General features: G+C 64.3%; 12 protein-coding genes. 10 read left to right on the top strand and 2 right to left on the bottom strand.

The genetic code is table 11. The features are described 5' to 3' along the window. From JQ616_RS25150 to JQ616_RS25115, 8 genes are all read left to right on the top strand, one after another. Positions 1-3535: autotransporter domain-containing protein (locus JQ616_RS25150; protein WP_212019077.1), on the top strand; the 3535-nt coding region annotated here is incomplete at its 5' end. Positions 3536-3722: 187 nt separating this feature from the next. Then, positions 3723-3875, top strand: a complete 153-nt coding sequence (locus JQ616_RS25145) for a hypothetical protein (RefSeq protein WP_212019075.1) — start codon at positions 3723-3725, stop codon at positions 3873-3875. 252 nt (positions 3876-4127) lie between these two features. Then, on the top strand, positions 4128-5420 hold the full coding sequence (oxlT, locus tag JQ616_RS25140; RefSeq protein WP_212019073.1) for an oxalate/formate MFS antiporter: 1293 nt from the start codon (positions 4128-4130) through the stop codon (positions 5418-5420). 242 nt (positions 5421-5662) lie between these two features. After that, positions 5663-6979 carry an oxalate/formate MFS antiporter gene (gene oxlT / locus JQ616_RS25135; RefSeq protein WP_212019071.1) on the top strand — a complete coding sequence of 439 codons (1317 nt, stop codon included), beginning with the start codon at positions 5663-5665 and terminating at the stop codon, positions 6977-6979. Positions 6980-7237: 258 nt separating this feature from the next. After that, positions 7238-7705, top strand: coding sequence for a CBS domain-containing protein (locus JQ616_RS25130; protein WP_212019069.1), 468 nt, complete (start codon positions 7238-7240; stop codon positions 7703-7705). Positions 7706-7950: 245 nt separating this feature from the next. Continuing rightward, positions 7951-8946, top strand: a complete 996-nt coding sequence (locus JQ616_RS25125; protein ID WP_212019067.1) for an NAD(P)H-dependent flavin oxidoreductase — start codon at positions 7951-7953, stop codon at positions 8944-8946. A gap of 96 nt (positions 8947-9042) precedes the next feature. Further along, positions 9043-10035 (top strand): alpha/beta hydrolase family protein, encoded by a 993-nt coding sequence (locus JQ616_RS25120; protein WP_212019065.1) that lies wholly within the window; start codon positions 9043-9045, stop codon positions 10033-10035. Between the two features lie 65 nt (positions 10036-10100). Continuing rightward, positions 10101-11069 (top strand): zinc-binding dehydrogenase, encoded by a 969-nt coding sequence (locus JQ616_RS25115; RefSeq protein ID WP_212019063.1) that lies wholly within the window; start codon positions 10101-10103, stop codon positions 11067-11069. A 91-nt stretch (positions 11070-11160) separates the two neighbouring features. On the opposite strand, the gene JQ616_RS25110 is transcribed toward JQ616_RS25115, so the two are convergent. Together JQ616_RS25110 and JQ616_RS25105 are read right to left on the bottom strand one after the other, a co-directional pair. Further along, complete coding sequence (locus tag JQ616_RS25110) at positions 11161-11655, bottom strand: RlpA-like double-psi beta-barrel domain-containing protein (protein ID WP_212019061.1); 495 nt, start codon at positions 11653-11655, stop codon at positions 11161-11163. A gap of 373 nt (positions 11656-12028) precedes the next feature. After that, the gene (locus tag JQ616_RS25105; RefSeq protein ID WP_212019059.1) at positions 12029-12925 is read right to left on the bottom strand and encodes a hypothetical protein; all 897 of its coding nucleotides are present in this window, start codon (positions 12923-12925) and stop codon (positions 12029-12031) included. Between the two features lie 452 nt (positions 12926-13377). On the opposite strand from JQ616_RS25105, the gene JQ616_RS25100 reads away from it, so the two are divergent. Together JQ616_RS25100 and JQ616_RS25095 are read left to right on the top strand one after the other, a co-directional pair. Beyond that, entirely contained in the window at positions 13378-14766 is a 1389-nt protein-coding gene (locus JQ616_RS25100; RefSeq protein WP_212019058.1) for a cation diffusion facilitator family transporter, read from the top strand. Between the two features lie 192 nt (positions 14767-14958). After that, positions 14959-17280 (top strand): sensor histidine kinase, encoded by a 2322-nt coding sequence (locus JQ616_RS25095; protein ID WP_212019056.1) that lies wholly within the window; start codon positions 14959-14961, stop codon positions 17278-17280. The last annotated feature ends 1 nt before the right edge of the window (position 17281 follow it).

The raw sequence follows: 17281 nt of genomic DNA, 5'->3' as shown, positions 1-17281 counted from the left end.
CGGCACGCTCTCGGTGGCATCCGACGCCAATCTCGGCGCGGCGGCGGGCGCCCTCACCTTCAGTGGCGGCACCTTGCAGGTGACCGGAACGAGCTACACCGGCACGTCGCGAACCATCAACTGGGGCGGCGGCGGCTTCGACATCGCCGATGCAGCCAACAATTTCGCCGTGAGCAACTCGTTCACAGGCAGCGGCGCGCTGACCAAGGCCGGTGCCGGAACGCTGACCTTCACCGGCAACAACAGCTATAGCGGCGGAACCATCGTCTCCGCCGGCACGCTGCAGCTCGGCAATGGCGGCACCTCGGGCGCGATCACCGGCGACGTCACCAACAACGGCATTCTCGCCGTGAACCGCTCCAACACATATACTTTTGCTGGCAATATCTCGGGCACCGGCGCTTTCGTGCAGAGCGGCACCGGCACCACTGTGCTGACCGGCAGCAACAGCTACGGCGGCGGCACCACACTCGCAGCCGGCATGCTCTCAGTGGCATCCGACTCCAATCTCGGCGCGGCGGCGGGCGCCCTCACCTTCAGTGGCGGCACCTTGCAGGTGACCGGAACGAGCTACACCGGCACGTCGCGAACCATCAACTGGGGCGGCGGCGGCTTCGACATCGCCGATGCAGCCAACAATTTCGTCGTGAGCAACTCGTTCACAGGCAGCGGCGCGCTGACCAAGGCCGGCGCCGGAACGCTGACCTTCACCGGCAGCAACAGCTATTCCGGCGGTACCACGATCGCGGCCGGCACGCTGCAGCTCGGCAGCGGTGGCGCGTCGGGCTCCATTACCGGCGACGTGGTGAACAACGGCACCTTCGCCATCAACCGATCCGACGCCTATACTTTCGGCGGCAACATCTCGGGCAACGGCGGGTTCGTGCAGAAGGGCAGCGGCACCACCATCCTGACCGGCACCAACAGCTATGCCGGCGGCACCACGATCGCGGCCGGCACGCTGCAACTCGGCAGCGGCGGCCCGTTGGGCTCCATTACCGGGGACGTGGTGAACAACGGCACCTTCGCCATCAACCGCTCCGACACCTATACTTTCGGCGGCAACATCTCGGGCAGCGGCGCTTTCGTGCAGAAGGGCGGAGGCACCACCATCCTGACCGGCACCAACACCTATGGCGGCGGCACGACCATTTCGCTCGGCACATTGCAGGTGTCATCGGACACCAATCTCGGCGCTGCATCGGGCGCCCTGAACTTCAACACCGGCGGCACGCTGCGGGTGACTGGCACGAACTTCACCGGCACCACGCGCGCCATCAATCTGGGCACTGGCGGCGGCGCATTCGATATCGCTGATGCCGCCAACAATTTCACCCTCAGCCAGTCGATCGCAGGAAACGGCACGCTGTTCAAGCTCGGCGCCGGAACCCTGACACTGACCGGCAACAGCAGCCTGACCGGAGGCATCGCGATCAGCGCGGGCACGCTGCAACTCGGCAACGGCGGCACCTCCGGCTCCTTCCTGGGCCAGGTGGTGGTTTCCAATGCCCTGTTCGCGATCGACCGCTCCGACACCTATCTCGTCAACGGCCCCATTTCCGGCAGCGGCGCGTTCGAACAGAAGGGTGCCGGCACTACCGTTTTCACCGGCAACAACACCTATGCGGGCGGCACGACGATCTCTCAGGGAACGCTGCAGATCGGCAACGGCGGCACCACGGGCGCAATCGCCGGCAACGTCACCGACAACGGCACCCTCGCCTTCAATCGCGCCGACGCCGTCGCATTCTCCGGAGCGATCAGCGGCACCGGCAATCTGGTCCAGCTCGGCGCTGGCACGCTCACCTTGAACAGCCAGAGCAGCTACACCGGCGCCACCAATGTCAACGCCGGCAAGCTCGTGGTCGGCGATGACAGCCACGCCAGTGCGAGCATTGCCAGCGTCGTCACGGTGAACAATGGCGGCACGCTCGCCGGCATTGGCACCGTCGGCGGCATCACGGTCAATGCCGGCGGCATCGTCGCGCCGGGCAATTCGATCGGCACGTTGAATGTCGCCGGCAACGTTTCCTTCGCGGCCGGCTCGATCTATCAGGTCGAGGCCAACGCGGCCGGTCAGTCCGACAAGATCTCGGCCACCGGCACTGCGACGCTCGCCGGCGGCAACGTACTGGCGCTGGCGCAAACCGGCATCTATGCGCCGCAGACCGTCTACACCATCCTCACCGCAAATGGCGGCGTGCGCGGCACCTTCAGCGACGTCACCTCTAGCCTGACATTCCTCACGCCTTCGCTGAGCTACGACGCCAACGACGTCTTCCTGACGCTTGCCCGCAACACCACCTCGCTCACGAGCGTCGCGGAAACGCCGAACCAGATCGCCGTGGCCGGCGCGCTCGACGCAAGCGGGCAGCAGCGCGATCCGCTGATGGTCGCGGTGCTGAACCAGAGCGCCGCCGGGGCCCGGCAGGCGTTCGATGCACTGTCGGGCGAAGTGCACGCCTCTACGCAGACCGCGATGCTGGACGACTCGCGCTACCTGCGCGACGCCGTGCTCGGTCGTCTGCGGCAGGCGTCGTTCGCCGACGGCACCGGGCCGATGGCGGCGCTCAGTTCGGGCGGCCCGCAGACCGCTGCGATGGACTCGATGGCGGCCGCCTCCGCACTCGCCTATGCCGGCACGGACAGCTCAGCGTTTCCGATCAAGGCGCCGCCGCTCGCCGGCCGTGCGCCAATCCCGGACACCACGTTCTGGGCCCAGGGAGTAGGCGCCTGGGGCAGGCTGAACGGCGACGGCAATGCGGCCGGCATGACGCGCGATCTCGCCGGCTTCTTCAGCGGCGTCGATCGCCGCTTCGCGCCGAATTGGCTCGCCGGCATCGCCGGCGGCTACACCAGCTCGTCCGTTCATGTCGGCGATCGCAACAGCTCGGCCGAGATTGAGACCGCGCATCTCGCCGGCTATGTCGGCGCAAGCTACGGCGCGTTCAACCTGCGCGGCGGCGCCGGCGCAAGCTTCAGCACGCTCGACACCAGCCGCTCGATCATCTTCCCTGACTTCTTCGACACCGCACGCGCCCGCTACAACGCGACCACGGCGCAGGTGTTCGGCGAGATCGGCTACGGCTTCAACGTCGGCAAGACAGCGCTCGAACCGTTCGCCGGCCTCGCCTGGGCCCATCTCAACACCGACAGTTTTAGCGAGACCGGCGGCAGCGGCGCCGCCGCGCTGCGCGGCGCCGGCAGCAACCAGGATGTCGGCTACTCCTCGCTCGGCGCCCGCATAGCGACGAGCTTTACCTTGACGGGCGGCATGCAGCTGACGCCGCGCGCCTCGGTGGCTTGGCAGTATGCCTTCGGCGACGTGACGCCCTCGACAGCGCTTGCGTTCCAGAGCCTGGGAACCAGTTTCACCGTGGCCGGCGTGCCGTTGGCACGCAACGCGGCGCTGGTCGAAGGCGGGTTCGACCTGCGGGTCACGCCGCAGGCAAGTGTCGGCATCGCTTATGTCGGCCAGCTCGCCGACCGGGTGCAGGATCACTCGGTAAAGGCCAGTTTTAACTGGAAATTCTGACCCGGGGGGCCTCCGGGCTCCGCCCCTTCTGCCTCATCTGGGATACCAATCAGCCCATTTTGCTGCATTGCACAGTCGCGTATGCTGCTATGCAAACAAGTCCGTTGTATCTGGCATCTGGTATACATAGTTTGGCTGCAGATGATGAGCCGGCCCGTTGCTGGCCTCCAAGCCAAAGGGGACGACAATGTCCAAGACCACTGCCATCAAGACCACCGCCATCGCGCTCACGCCCTCCGACACCCTGCTCGGCCGCCTGCTGGCCTCGATCGACCGCCTGCTGATGAAGAGCGCGGAGATCTCCAACCGCAACGGCGACCTGCCGCGCTTCGGCCTCTAAGACACCAGGATTCCCCGCGCTTCGCCGAGAGTGTTTCGGCACAAGATGCGACCTGACATTGAACCTTCGACCAATGGCCCCGATTTTCGGGGCCATTTTTTTTGCGTGCTGAACTAGTGTTCGCGCGCGCTTGAGTCTTCTGCGGCATATGCGCACGCTGCCCCTGCGACAGCTTGAACCTTGGCATATCGAATACCAAGATGACGACGCCGCGCCAAAAGCAGAATGACAAAGCGCGCACTGGGAGGATCAATGTCGGACATGGTTCAGGCAACTGCGGCCCCCGCGGCCGCGCGTGTCAGCGATACCTATCGCTGGACGCAACTCGCGATCGGCGTCGCCGCGATGGTGATGATCGCAAACTACCAATACGGGTGGACGTTCTTCGTCCCCGACATCCAGAAGAAGTTTGGATGGGATCGCGCCTCGATCCAGTGGGCCTTTACGCTGTTCGTGCTGTTCGAGACCTGGCTGGTGCCGGTCGAAGGCTGGTTCGTCGATAAATACGGTCCGCGCCTCGTCGTGCTGATCGGCGGCATCCTGTGCGCGATCGGGTGGGCGATCAACGCACAGGCGACCTCGCTGAACGGCTACTATCTCGGCATGATCATCGCCGGCATCGGCGCCGGCGGCGTCTACGGCACCTGCGTCGGCAATGCGCTGAAATGGTTTCCCGACAAGCGCGGCCTCGCCGCAGGCATCACCGCAGCCGGTTTCGGCGCGGGCTCGGCGCTGACGGTGGCGCCGATCCAGGCGATGATCAAGGACTCCGGCTTCCAGACCACCTTCCTGTATTTCGGGCTCGGCCAGGGCATCATCATCGTGCTGCTCGCCTTCTTCCTGCTTTCGCCGAAAGCCGGTCAGGTGCCGGCCGTCGTGGCGAATGCCAACATCATCCAGACCCGACGCAATTATCAGCCGACCGAAGTGCTGCGGCAGCCGATCTTCTGGCTGATGTACTTCATGTTCGTGATCGTCGGCGCTGGCGGGTTGATGGTGACGGCGAACCTGAAGCCGATTGCGGTCGACTGGAAGGTCGACAGCGTGCCGGTCACGCTGATGGCGGTGACGATGACGGCCGTGACCTTCGCCGCCACCATCGACCGCGTCCTCAACGGTCTGACGCGTCCGTTCTTCGGCTGGATCTCAGACATGATCGGCCGCGAGAACACGATGTTCATCGCCTTCGGCATGGAAGGCTTCGGCATCTGGATGCTCTATCTCTGGGGACACGATCCGGTCTGGTTCGTGCTGCTCTCCGGCTTCGTGTTCTTCGCCTGGGGCGAGATCTACTCGTTGTTTCCCTCGACCTGCACCGACACGTTCGGCGCCAAGTTCGCGACGACGAATGCGGGCCTGCTCTACACCGCGAAAGGCACCGCGGCGCTATTGGTGCCGATCGCAAACTACATGCAGCAGTCATCGGGCAATTGGGACAACGTGTTCATCATCGCAGCCGGCGCCAACATCCTTGCCTCGCTGCTTGCGATCGCGCTGCTCAAGCCATGGCGCAAAATCGTGGTCGCAAAATCGGCGACGGCGTAAGCAACGCGCCCGCTCTTCCGCTCGCGAAAACGCCCGGCCAGACGCCGGGCGTTTTTCATTTTTCGGCGTCGCCTCTGCAGTCCGATCAGCCCAAAGTATGCCAGTTTTGCTGCGACGCAGCAGAAAGATACGCTTGCATTCTGGAATATAGTATACCAACCTCCATCGAGCGCTTGCGACGATACGCCACAAGAATTGCGACACTGGGTCTCACGAAGACCAGGCGCGCTCGGGAGGACTTGATGGTTTCCAGCAATACTGCCGCAACACAAGCTCAACCTTCGTCCAGCGGCTTCCGCTGGCTGCAGCTCGTCATGGGCATCGTCTGCATGGCGATGATCGCGAACCTGCAATATGGCTGGACGCTGTTCGTCGATCCGATCGACGGCGCGCATCATTGGGGCCGCGCGGCGATCCAGTTCGCCTTCACGATCTTCGTGGTGACCGAGACCTGGCTGGTGCCGGTCGAAGCCTGGTTCGTCGACAAATACGGCCCGCGGCTGGTCATCATGTTCGGCGGCGTCATGATCGCGCTCGCCTGGGTGCTGAACTCCTACGCCGACTCGCTGACCCTGCTCTACGCTGCGGCCGTGGTCGGTGGCATCGGCGCGGGCGCGGTGTACGGCACCTGCGTCGGCAATGCGCTGAAATGGTTTCCCGATCGCCGCGGCCTCGCCGCCGGCGCAACCGCGGCCGGCTTCGGCGCGGGCGCTGCGATCACCGTGGTGCCGATCGCCAACATGATCGCCGCGAGCGGCTATCAGACCGCGTTCTTCGACTTCGGCATCGGACAAGGCCTGATCGTGTTCATCCTCGCCTTCTTCATCCAGCCGCCCTCGGTCTTGGTGCCGCCGAAGAAGAAGCAGCTCAATTTGCCGCAGACCAAGATCGATTTCACACCGCCGCAGGTGCTGCGCAGCCCGATCTTCTGGGTGATGTATCTGGTGTTCGTGATGGTCGCCTCCGGCGGCCTGATGGCGGCGGCGCAGATCGCGCCGATCGCGCACGACTACAAGATCGCCACGACGCCGGTCTCGCTCGCCGGCTTCCAGATGGCCGCGCTGACCTTCGCGATTTCGCTCGACCGCATCTTCGACGGTTTCGGACGGCCGTTCTTCGGCTGGGTCTCCGACAATATCGGCCGCGAGCACACCATGTTCATCGCGTTCGGTACCGGCGCGCTGATGCTGCTGACGCTGTCGACCTGGGGTCACAACCCCGTGGTGTTCGTGCTGGCGACCGCGGTCTATTTCGGCGTGTTCGGCGAGATCTACTCGCTGTTCCCGGCGACCTCCGGCGACACCTTCGGCTCGAAGTTCGCGACCACCAACAATGGCATGCTCTACACCGCAAAGGGCACCGCCGCGCTGTTGGTGCCGGCCGCCAGCATCGTTGCCGCCAACTATGGCTGGCAGGCGGTGTTCGTAATCGCGGTCGCGCTCAACGCCACCGCGGCGCTGATGGCCCTGTTCGTGATCAAGCCGATGCGCCGCGCCTTCATCCACGGCAACGAAGCCGCCGCCGCAACCGAGACCGCGCCGGGCGCCAAGGTCGCCTGATCTCGCGATCGCCTGCTGGACTGATCGAGGCGCACCCCGGTGCGCCTCTTTCTTTTGACCCCATCAGGGATACCAGATGCCAGACAACCGAGCTCACCGCGATCGCTCGCCAACTCACGGCCGCTCACAATCGCCCGACATGTCAGCAAACCTGCCTATTTAAGCTGTTTCCCGGTGGTACATTCTCGCAACTGGCCCGTTGACAATTGGTATTTTGTATACCAGACTCAACCCATCGATGATCCCAAGGAGGTTGCCATGCAAGTCGGAGATATCCTGCGCAAGAAGACCCCCCGCGTCGCCACGGTCCGCATGAACGAGACGGTCGCGATCGCCGCGCAACTGATGCGTGCCAGCAATATCAGCGCGCTGGTGGTCAAGGATGTCGTTCGCACCGAAGGCAACACCTGCGCCGGCATGTTCACCGAGCGCGACGTGGTGCGCGCGATCGCCGAACACGGTGCGGCCGGCGCCAACATGAAGGTGTCGCAGTTCGTCTCGGTGCAGCAGCTGGTGTCGTGCACGTCGAGCGACACGCTCGAGCACATCCGTCATCTCATGACCAAGCACCACATTCGGCACGTGCCCGTGATCGACAATTACAGCCTGATCGGCGTCGTCAGCATGCGCGACATCGCGGCCGCGTTCGACGAGGAAGCGACGGCTGCGATGGCGCGGACCGTGACGGCATATCAATCATCCGAGCAGGCCCAGCCGACCCAATAACCATCTCAATCTCGTCGCTCTGAAGCCAGGCGCTGCGTGTTTCGATCAGCAGCGCCTGAGCAGATCATCGAAACCTCCTGCCCCGCCCTCGCCTGACTGCCGCGGCCCGTCATTTCCGCATGGGCGCGCCGCAGGTCGCCGGTAGACATTTGCCGGACAGGACTGCATCCTTCCTTCGACATCCAAAAACAACACCGTGCGCGGCCGTCCGCGTCGCGGAAAATTCCGATGGAAACGAGGGCAGAATGATCAAGACACGCTTCACCGAAATGTTCGGCGTCGACCACCCGATCGTGCAGGGCGGCATGCAATGGGTCGGCCGCGCGGAGCTGGTCGCCGCCGTCGCCAATGCCGGCGCGCTCGGCATGATCACCGCGCTGACGCAGCCGACGCCGGACGATCTGCGCAAGGAGATCGCGCGCTGCCGCGAGCTGACCGACAAGCCGTTCGGCGTGAACCTGACGATCCTGCCCGCGATCAAGCCGCCGCCCTACGCCGAGTATCGCCAGGCCATCATCGAGAGCGGCATCAAGATCGTCGAGACCGCCGGCAACAAGCCGCAGGAACATGTCGACGAGTTCAAGAAGCACGGCGTCAAGGTACTGCACAAATGCACCAGCGTCCGTCACGCGCTGTCCGCCGAGCGGATGGGCGCCGACGCGATCTCGATCGACGGCTTTGAATGCGCCGGCCATCCCGGCGAGGACGACACGCCCGGCCTGATCCTGATTCCCGCCGCCGCCGACAAGGTGAAAATCCCGATGATCGCCTCCGGCGGCTTCGGCGATGCCCGCGGCCTGGTCGCCGCGCTGGCGCTCGGTGCCGAGGGCATCAACATGGGCACGCGCTTCATGTGCACCAGGGAGAGCCCGATCCATCAGCTCGTCAAGGAACGCATCGTCGCCAATGACGAGCGCGAGACCGAGCTGATCTTCCGCACCATGCGCAACACCTCGCGCGTCGCCAAGAACGCGATCTCGACCAAGGTCGTGCAGATGGAGAAGGAAGGCGCCAAGTTCGAGGACGTCCGCGAGCTCGTCGCTGGCGCCCGCGGCAAGATGGTCTACGCGACAGGCGATGCCGACGAGGGCATCTGGTCGGCCGGCCAGGTGCAGGGCCTGATTCACGACATCCCGACCTGCGCCGAGCTCATCTCGCGCATCGTCCACGAGGCGGAAGCGATCATCCGCGAGCGGCTCGAGGCGATGATGTCCGGAGCCAAGCGCCAGGCCGCCGAATAACGGACACCGGTTCGTGTAAAGACAACGCGTCAACATAAAAGCTAGAGCTTCGGTTCTGATTCAATCAGAACCGAAACTGCTCCAGCGGAGATTTGCATGCGTCTGTTTCAGTCGGCTGTTGCGGCCGCACTCTGCCTGTCGGCCGCGTGTGCCCACGCAGCAGGTCTGCGGCTGGTCACCGTGGAAGCGGACGGCGCCGCGCCGCTTCAGATGGCGGTGTGGTCGCCCTGCGCAGCTCCCGCGGGCGAGTTCAAGCTCAAAAACTCGACGCTGCCGGGAACGGCGGATTGCCCTGTGGTGGGCGACAAGCTGCCGCTGGTCCTGGTCTCGCATGGTTTCGGCGGCAGCTTCACCGGCCATCACGACACCGCCGAGACGCTCGCGGATGCAGGCTTCGTCGTGGTCGCCGTCAATCATCCCGTCGATAGCGGCGCGGGTGACATGACCCGGGCAGACACGCTCGCCGCGCTGGTCGAGCGCTCCGCCGATATCAAGCGGGCGATCGACTACATGCTCGATACGTGGCCGGATCGCGCGAAGCTCGATCCCGCCAAGGTCGGCTTCTTCGGCTTTTCCCGCGGCGGCTACACCGGCCTCGTCGTCGCCGGCGCCAATCCTGATATCCGAAAGGCCACCGCGTTCTGCGACGTGCCCTATCGCAAGCCGAGTTGCGAGGAATTGCAACGCAACGAGCTTCCGGCGCAGGCCGTCGTGCACGACCCGCGCGTCAAGGCGATGGTGATCGCCGATCCGGCGTTCGGACCGCTGTTCGATCGCAACGCATTAAAGGACGTGACGATCCCGACCCAGCTCTGGGCCTCGGAGCTCAGCGGCGAGGACAAGATCACCGAGATCAATCCCGGCTATGTCACGGCGATCAACCAGGCGCTGCCGATCAAGACCGACTATCATGTGGTCCGCAACGCCGGGCATTTCGTGTTTCTCGTGCCCTGCTCTGCATCGCTCACGGCCAAGCTGCCGAAGATCTGCACGGACCGGCCGGGCTTCGATCGCACCGCATTCCACAAGGAATTGAACGCCGACATTCTCGCCTTCTTCCGCAAGCAGCTGGACGTCCACCAGCCCTGACATCACATCAACAACAGCGCGACGTGCAGCAAGATGCGCCTCGGCAAACAGCTGGAGAGAACCCCATGAAAGCGTATGTCTACGGAGCCAACGGTCCTGAGATCACTGACGTCGCCAAGCCCACACCCAAGGGCACGCAGGTGCTGGTCAAGGTGCACGCCTGCGGGCTGAACCGCGCCGATCTCGGCATGACCAAGGGCCACGCGCACGGCGCGGCCGGCGGCGTCGGCACCGTGCTCGGCATGGAATGGGCCGGCGAGGTCGCCGAGCTCGGCCCCGACGCCAAAGGCGTCAAGGTCGGCGACAAGATCATGGGCTCCGGCGGCGCGGCGTTCGCCGAATATACGCTGGCCGATCACGGCCGGTTGTTTCGCACGCCCTCGAACATGAATTTCGACGAGGCCGCGACGCTGCCCGTCGCGCTCGCCACCATGCACAATGCTGTCGTCACCAACGGCGCGTTACTGGCGGGCCAGACCGTGCTGATCCAGGGCGCGAGCTCCGGCGTCGGCCTGATGGCAATGCAGATCGCGAAACTGAAGGGCGCAAAACTCGTGGTGGGATCCTCGACCGACGCGATGCGCCGCGGCCGGCTGAAGGAGTTCGGCGCCGATCTTGCGGTGGACTCGAAGGATCCCGGCTGGGTCGATCAGGTGTTGCAGGCGACCTCGGGCGAAGGCGTCGACCTGATCGTCGACCAGGTCTCGGGCCCGGTCGCGAACCAGAACCTGAAGGCGACCAAGGTCAAGGGCCGCATCGTCAATGTCGGCCGGCTCGGCGGCACCCACGGCGATTTCAACTTCGACCTGCACGCGGCGCGCCGCATCCAGTATATCGGCGTCACCTTCCGCACCCGCTCGATCGAGGAGATCCGCGAGATCTTCGACGAGGTGCGCAAGGACATCTGGCCGGCGGTCGAAGCGCGCAAGCTGCAGCTGCCGATCGATCAGGTCTACAAATTCGCCGAGATCGGCAAGGCGTTCGAGCACATGGAAGCCAACAAGCACCTCGGCAAGATCGTCGTGACGCTGTAGCTGCGCAGGGCGGATTAGCCAACGGGTCCGCGCAGAGCGCGGCCCGATGACAGGCCCCGCGTAATCCGCCCTCCTCTTTCGCGTACAACGTTCAGCCGACCGGCCCGGGGCTCCAATAGTCCCCCGCAAGCGGGCTGACTTTTACGTCGTGAATGACTCCGAGCTCCAGGCTCGGATCGAAATAGCGCATCGTCCGCTCATTGAGGTCAATGATGCGGCCAGGCCTGAGTGGCCCCACGTCATTTATCTTGACGATGACCTTCTTGCCTGCAGCCTCGACCAGGGCGTATTTCGGCCTCGCGCCGAATTGGACCCCACCAAACTTCCGACGCAGGCTGGTCTTGATGGCAGCCGCCCAGACCGTGCGATCATAGCGCTCGCCTGAGGCTGTGCTCGGACCGCCCTCTTCCTTGCCGGGCTCGAACGGATTGTACATGGATGCAGCGCCAACGATCGCATCCCCACAGGCCGCATTGACGACGTCGCTTGAATGAACCGCACCGATTTCACTTCCAGCAGCTGGGCCAAAAATGGCTAGCGCAACCACGGCGCCGCAAACTGCGGCGCTCGAGCCGAACAGCATCATAACTCCTTGACTGATTTTTCGATCGTTCGGTTCCCGACTCCGCAAGACATGATCGAGCGAACGTGGAGGCGTTAGCTCGGGCCAATCTTTCGCGGATTCGTGCCAATTCCGGCGACGGAACCAATGTGGGAACCGGGCGCGGTCCCACGCAGTGTTTTTAGTTCTCACCCGACTAAGACAGAGAATGCGTCAGCAACATGACTGAACAAAACGTCTTCGACGGCGCGTCAAGAGTGTGTCGACGTCACATTCCGCACCGGAATCGACGGGGCACGTGACCACTACGCTGATGGGAGAACCGAAAGCGGCAATGCGCCGAATTCTCAATCGAGGCGCTGTACCGGATCAGAATCGATGATCACCGCATCGACGGCTACCAATCGTCGTAGAGCCATTCCCTTGGCATTCGAGGCGGCGCTCTCGCGTAGGGCGGCTCATATGTCCGCTGGGGCTTGCGCGGGGTTGGAGCCGGCTGCGTCGGAGGCGCTGACGTCTTCTGCTCGGATACCTTCGCGAGCGCCCGCTTCAATTCATCCTGGCTTGCCTTGAGTTCCTCAATGGCTTTGGAGCTCTCGCGGGCCGCTTGTTGCTGGTCCGCCTTGAGCTGTTCGATGTTTCGCTGCATGTTCGCGAGATCGCGCGCAATGGTTTGCAGCAGCCCGGTTTGATCCGGAGGCGGTGCAGGAGCCGGCGGCGCGGTGTCCTGTGTTGCTTTGGGCACGGCGTCCTGCGTTGGGGTCGAAGGCGCCGGCGCCGGTTGCGGTGGCGCAGCCTCGGCCGCGGCAACTTGAACGACAGGTGGAGCCGGCTGCGCGGGAAGCGGTGGATGCTCCGGCGGCAATGATGGAGCCGAAGCGAGCTGCGGCACCCAGCGGGCGACAACCAGCTTGGCTTTCGCACCATAAGACGATTGCGAAGCCAACACGGCGACAACGATACACGCCGCCAGCGACATGGCGGCGAGGGCTCGGAAAGCCGGCCTTCCGGACGATGATTGCGGGCCAGGTTCTACCGAAACACGTTCTGCCGAAACAGGTTCTGCCGAAACAGGTCCGGTCGGAGCAGGCGCAGGTTCGACCGAGGGCGGGTCAGGCTTAGCCGGCGGTGGCGCCGCAGCGTCGCGCTCCATCCTCGCAAGCTGCTCACTCAAACGCGTGAGCTCTTCATCAGCGCGGGCGATCTGCTTGTGGGCTTCCGCAAGCCGCTCATCGGCGCTCGCGATCGGAGCCTCACCAGGTTCACCTGCATTCGGAATGGGTGCGGAGTTCATTGGCGTGTCCCTCTTCCATCCAATGTCATCCAAGACTGCCGTCTCGGTTATCCGTCAGGGTCGACCAGCCACCAGCCTCCCGTTAAGTCGTGTCAAAGTAGTGGTCATGATAGCGTGCTTGACGTCTCGTGATAAGCAGGATCGTCCTCAAGTCCTGGCGCGGAATACCGGCCCCCCGGCTGGCTGGCCAGAAGCCAACTCCGCCAAAGCCGAGTCCGCATTCCCTGCGCCCAGTTGTTTCGGGGCGAAATGTTTTTGCAAAGCTCGGGCGAAATACGCCGCAAGAACGACGATTGATGTCTGAATGAGACTGGTAAAGTTGCGCAATGCATGCCCTGGATTCGGAATAGTTCGCAACAACTCTGCTCTCGATATTCGCTCTTGCAAGTGAGTGGCGATTGCGCGTCGTGAGTGACACTTGATGTTCACGGATGGCCTGCTACACCGCGCCCATGAGCTCTTCAAAGACCAGCGCATCCTCCTCCAAGACCTCCGTCGCCGCGATCTCGATCCTCGCCAGTGGCAGCATGGCTGTGGCGAAGTTCGTCGTCGGCATCGCCATCGGATCGCTGGCGTTGATCTCCGAGGCGCTGCACTCGTCGATCGACCTGGTCGCCACCATCATCACCTGGGCGGTGGTGCGGGTGTCGGACCAGCCGGCCGACGCCGAGCATCATTACGGCCACGGCAAGTTCGAGAGCGTTTCGGCGCTCGGCATCATCGCCCTGCTCTATGTGCTGGCCGGCGGCATCCTGGTCCAGGCCTATAGTCATCTGCGCGAAGGTGCACCGCCGCCGTCGATCTCGGCGATTCCGTTCATCGTTCTGGTGATCGATATCGGTGTCAATCTGTGGCGCGCCCGCGCGCTGCATCGCGCCGCGCGCGACACCAAGAGCCAGGCGCTGGCCGCCGACGCACTGCATTTCGCCTCCGACGTGATGGGATCTTCCGCCGTCATCGTCGGCCTCGTGCTGGCGGGGTTCGGCTTCTGGTGGGGCGACGCCGCGGCGGCGATCGCGGTCGCCGTGATGATCGCCCTGCTCGGCCTGCGCATGGCGCGCGAGACGGTCGAGACCCTGCTCGACCGCGCGCCCGAAGGCGCGCTGGAAAAGGCCACCGCCGCCATCAAGGCCGTGCCTGGCGTGGTCGACGTCGACCGCTTGAGGGTCCGCATGGTCGGCGCGACGCATTTCATCGATGCGATCGTCACCGTGCCGCGCACCTACCCGATCGACCGCGTCGAGGATATCAAGCGCCGGGCGCAGGAGGCTGTCAGCAAGACCTTCGGCGATGCCGACCTCACCTTCACCGCGGTGCCTGTCGCGCGCAACAATGAGAGCGTACGCGAGCGCATCATGGTGATCGCGCGCAACTCCGGCCTCGCCATCCACCATGTTACCGTTCACGACATCGGCGGCAAGCTGATCGTCAGCATCGACCTCGAGGTCGACAGCGACATGGCACTCGATGCCGCGCACGACATCGCCCACGAACTCGAGCGCGCGATCCGCGAGGACTTTGGCGAGGACGTCGAGGTCGACACCCATATCGAGCCGCTCGAGCCGGAACTGCCGTGGGGAACCGACGCCGCGCCCGAGCGCGTCGACGCCATCAAGGCGGCGCTGACCGGATTTGCCGATGGCGGCGCCATCCATGACATTCATAATGTGCGGGTCCGCAACACCGACGCCGGCGAGATCGTCAATTTCCACTGCCGCGCCGCGCCCACGATGAGTGTGATCAAGGTGCACGAAAGCGTCGACGAGATCGAACGCAAGATGCGCCGCGATTTTCCGACCGTGAAACGTGTGATCAGTCACGCAGAACCCGCGCGCGCGTAATTCTACGGAGCCGTTCCCCTTTCGGACTCACTTTGCGCGTCCCGATTCTGTTTTTGACAAGAATTATTTCGCATTAACGAATCGTTGACTCTCGACAGCCTGCGAAATCTGGATTCAAATCATCATGATTCGGATGCATCGTGGGGAGCATCCGAACCGGGTAAAAATCAGCTTAGAGCGGGGGTCTAAGGCATGGCGCGCGCGCATGCAGCGAACGCGTGCGTCCAATCCGATTCGATCAAAGGATTGGCGCAATCGATCGCAAAACCGGCCTATCACAGGCTCTTGACGGCCGAGCCTGCACTGCGCCGCGCTGTGCCGACCCTCATCATCGCCTTCCTCATCACGATCTGCCTCGGCGCCTTCGTCCAGGTGATCGACCAGAACCGGCAGAAGCGCGGCGCGATGAAGCGCGACCTTGCCGCACTCTCCGACATCCTCGCCGAGCGCCTCGATCGCCTCACCTCGGTGCGGCGCGAACGCCTCGCCAACATCGAGCGGATTCAGGAGCTGCTGCCGGATTTGATTCCGTCCTGGGGCATCGCCTATGGCCGCCACGTCATCATCACCAGTGCCGATCACCGCGTGCTGGCGCGGGTGCCGATCGACGGCACCGGTGAGGCCGACCGCGTCCTCGACATCGTCTCCACCGCGCAGCTCCTGATCGCGCCGGGCCAACAGGGCATCGTCAGCGACATGACGCTGCCGAACGGCACCGGCGCGCTGGCGATCTCTGCGCTGGTCAAGTCGCTGCCCGGCCAGGTCGTCGTCATCCAGGAGATGAACGAGCCGATCTGGGGATCGGACGCCGCGCTCTCGGTGACGCTGTCGGCCACCACGAGCTTCGTGGTGCTGATCCTCGGCTTCGCCTTCCACTGGCAATCGACCCGCGCCCGCGAGGGCGACCTGATCAACGACGCCGTGCGCGGCCGGATCGACACCGCACTGAACCGCGGCCGCTGCGGCTTGTGGGATTGGGACCTGTCGCGCGGCAGGATCTTCTGGTCGCAGTCGATGTTCACCCTGCTCGGCCTCGACACCCGCAACGACCTGCTCACCTTCGGCGAGGTCAACGCGCTGGTGAATTCCGACGACATCAACCTGTTCGACTTCGCCGACCAGTTGATCTCCGGCAAGATCGATCACATCGACCAGAGCTTCCGCATGCGCCATGTCGGCGGCCACTGGATCTGGCTCCGCGTGCGCTGCGAGCTCAGCCACGCCGCGGCCGACGGCGGCCTGCACCTGATCGGCATCGCGGTCGACATCACCGAGCAGAAGAGCCTCGCCGAAAAGTCGGTGGAAGCCGACCTCCGCTTGCGTGACGCGATCGAGACCATTCCGGAGGCCTTCGTGCTGTGGGATGCCGACGACCGCCTGGTGCTCTGCAACACACACTTCCAGAGGCTGCACAAGCTGCCGGATAGCGCCGTCAGCCCCGGCACCTCCTACGAGACCGTGATCGAGGTCGGCAGCATGCCCGAGGTGCGCACCCGCCTGCACGAGAGCGGCGTGCCGGCGCCGGGCGCCCGCACCTTCGAGGCCCAGCTCGACGATGGCAGCTGGCTGCACATCAGCGAGCGTCGCACCAAGGACGGCGGCTACGTCTCCGTCGGCACCGACATCACCCGCATCAAGGCGCACGAACAGAAGCTGGTCGACAACGATCTGCGCCTACGCGCCAGCGTGATCGACCTGCAGCGCTCGCAATCCGAGCTGGAACGCCAGGCCGTCGAGCTCGCCGACCTCGCCGAGAAATATTCGCAGGAAAAGACCCGCGCCGAGGACGCCAACGCCGCGAAATCGAAATTCCTCGCCAACATGAGCCATGAGCTGCGCACGCCGCTCAACGCCATCATCGGCTTCTCCGAGATCATGGGCTCTGGCCTGTTCGGCACGCTTGGCTCCGACAAGTACGAGGAGTACTGCCACGACATCCTGACCTCGGGGAAATACCTGCTCGAAGTCATCAACGACATCCTCGACATGTCGAAGATCGAGGCCGGCCGCATGAAGTTCGACATGGAGCCGCTCGACCTCTCCGGCATCCTCGCGGAGTCACTGCGGGTGGTCTCCGGCCGCGCCGAGCACAAGGGCCTGTCGCTGGAATCGGAGATCGAAAACACGATCTCGGTTGTCGCCGACCGCCGCGCGGTCAAGCAGATCATCGTCAACCTGCTTTCCAACGCGGTGAAGTTCACGCCCGACCACGGCCGCGTGATGGTACGCGGCCAGATGCTGGATGACTCGATCGTGCTCCTGATCGCCGACAGCGGTATCGGCATCGCACCAGACTCGCTGCGGCGGCTCGGCAAGCCGTTCGAGCAGGTCGAAAGCCAGCTCACCAAGAGCTACCAGGGCTCGGGCCTCGGCCTTGCGATCGCGCGCTCGCTCACCAACCTGCATGGCGGCTCGATGAAGCTGCGCTCCAAGCTCGGCGTCGGCACCGTGGTCCGCGTCACCCTGCCCCGCGATCCCCGCGCGCTGCAAACCAGGCTGCCGGAAGCGGCCTGAG

This window comes from Bradyrhizobium tropiciagri (assembly GCF_018130545.1).
Taxonomy (GTDB): domain Bacteria; phylum Pseudomonadota; class Alphaproteobacteria; order Rhizobiales; family Xanthobacteraceae; genus Bradyrhizobium; species Bradyrhizobium tropiciagri_A.
The sequence above is the reverse complement of the archived record's forward strand: the minus strand, read 5'-3'. Positions and strand labels throughout refer to the sequence as shown.

What these genes read in the sequence shown, in the direction of transcription:
- JQ616_RS25145 (WP_212019075.1), top strand. Translation starts at nt 3,723, where the DNA reads ATGTCCAAGACCACTGCCATCAAGACCACCGCCATCGCGCTCACGCCC.
- oxlT (WP_212019073.1), top strand. Translation starts at nt 4,128, where the DNA reads ATGTCGGACATGGTTCAGGCAACTGCGGCCCCCGCGGCCGCGCGTGTC.
- oxlT (WP_212019071.1), top strand. Translation starts at nt 5,663, where the DNA reads ATGGTTTCCAGCAATACTGCCGCAACACAAGCTCAACCTTCGTCCAGC.
- JQ616_RS25130 (WP_212019069.1), top strand. Translation starts at nt 7,238, where the DNA reads ATGCAAGTCGGAGATATCCTGCGCAAGAAGACCCCCCGCGTCGCCACG.
- JQ616_RS25125 (WP_212019067.1), top strand. Translation starts at nt 7,951, where the DNA reads ATGATCAAGACACGCTTCACCGAAATGTTCGGCGTCGACCACCCGATC.
- JQ616_RS25120 (WP_212019065.1), top strand. Translation starts at nt 9,043, where the DNA reads ATGCGTCTGTTTCAGTCGGCTGTTGCGGCCGCACTCTGCCTGTCGGCC.
- JQ616_RS25115 (WP_212019063.1), top strand. Translation starts at nt 10,101, where the DNA reads ATGAAAGCGTATGTCTACGGAGCCAACGGTCCTGAGATCACTGACGTC.
- JQ616_RS25110 (WP_212019061.1), bottom strand. Translation starts at nt 11,655, where the DNA reads ATGATGCTGTTCGGCTCGAGCGCCGCAGTTTGCGGCGCCGTGGTTGCG.
- JQ616_RS25105 (WP_212019059.1), bottom strand. Translation starts at nt 12,925, where the DNA reads ATGAACTCCGCACCCATTCCGAATGCAGGTGAACCTGGTGAGGCTCCG.
- JQ616_RS25100 (WP_212019058.1), top strand. Translation starts at nt 13,378, where the DNA reads ATGAGCTCTTCAAAGACCAGCGCATCCTCCTCCAAGACCTCCGTCGCC.
- JQ616_RS25095 (WP_212019056.1), top strand. Translation starts at nt 14,959, where the DNA reads ATGGCGCGCGCGCATGCAGCGAACGCGTGCGTCCAATCCGATTCGATC.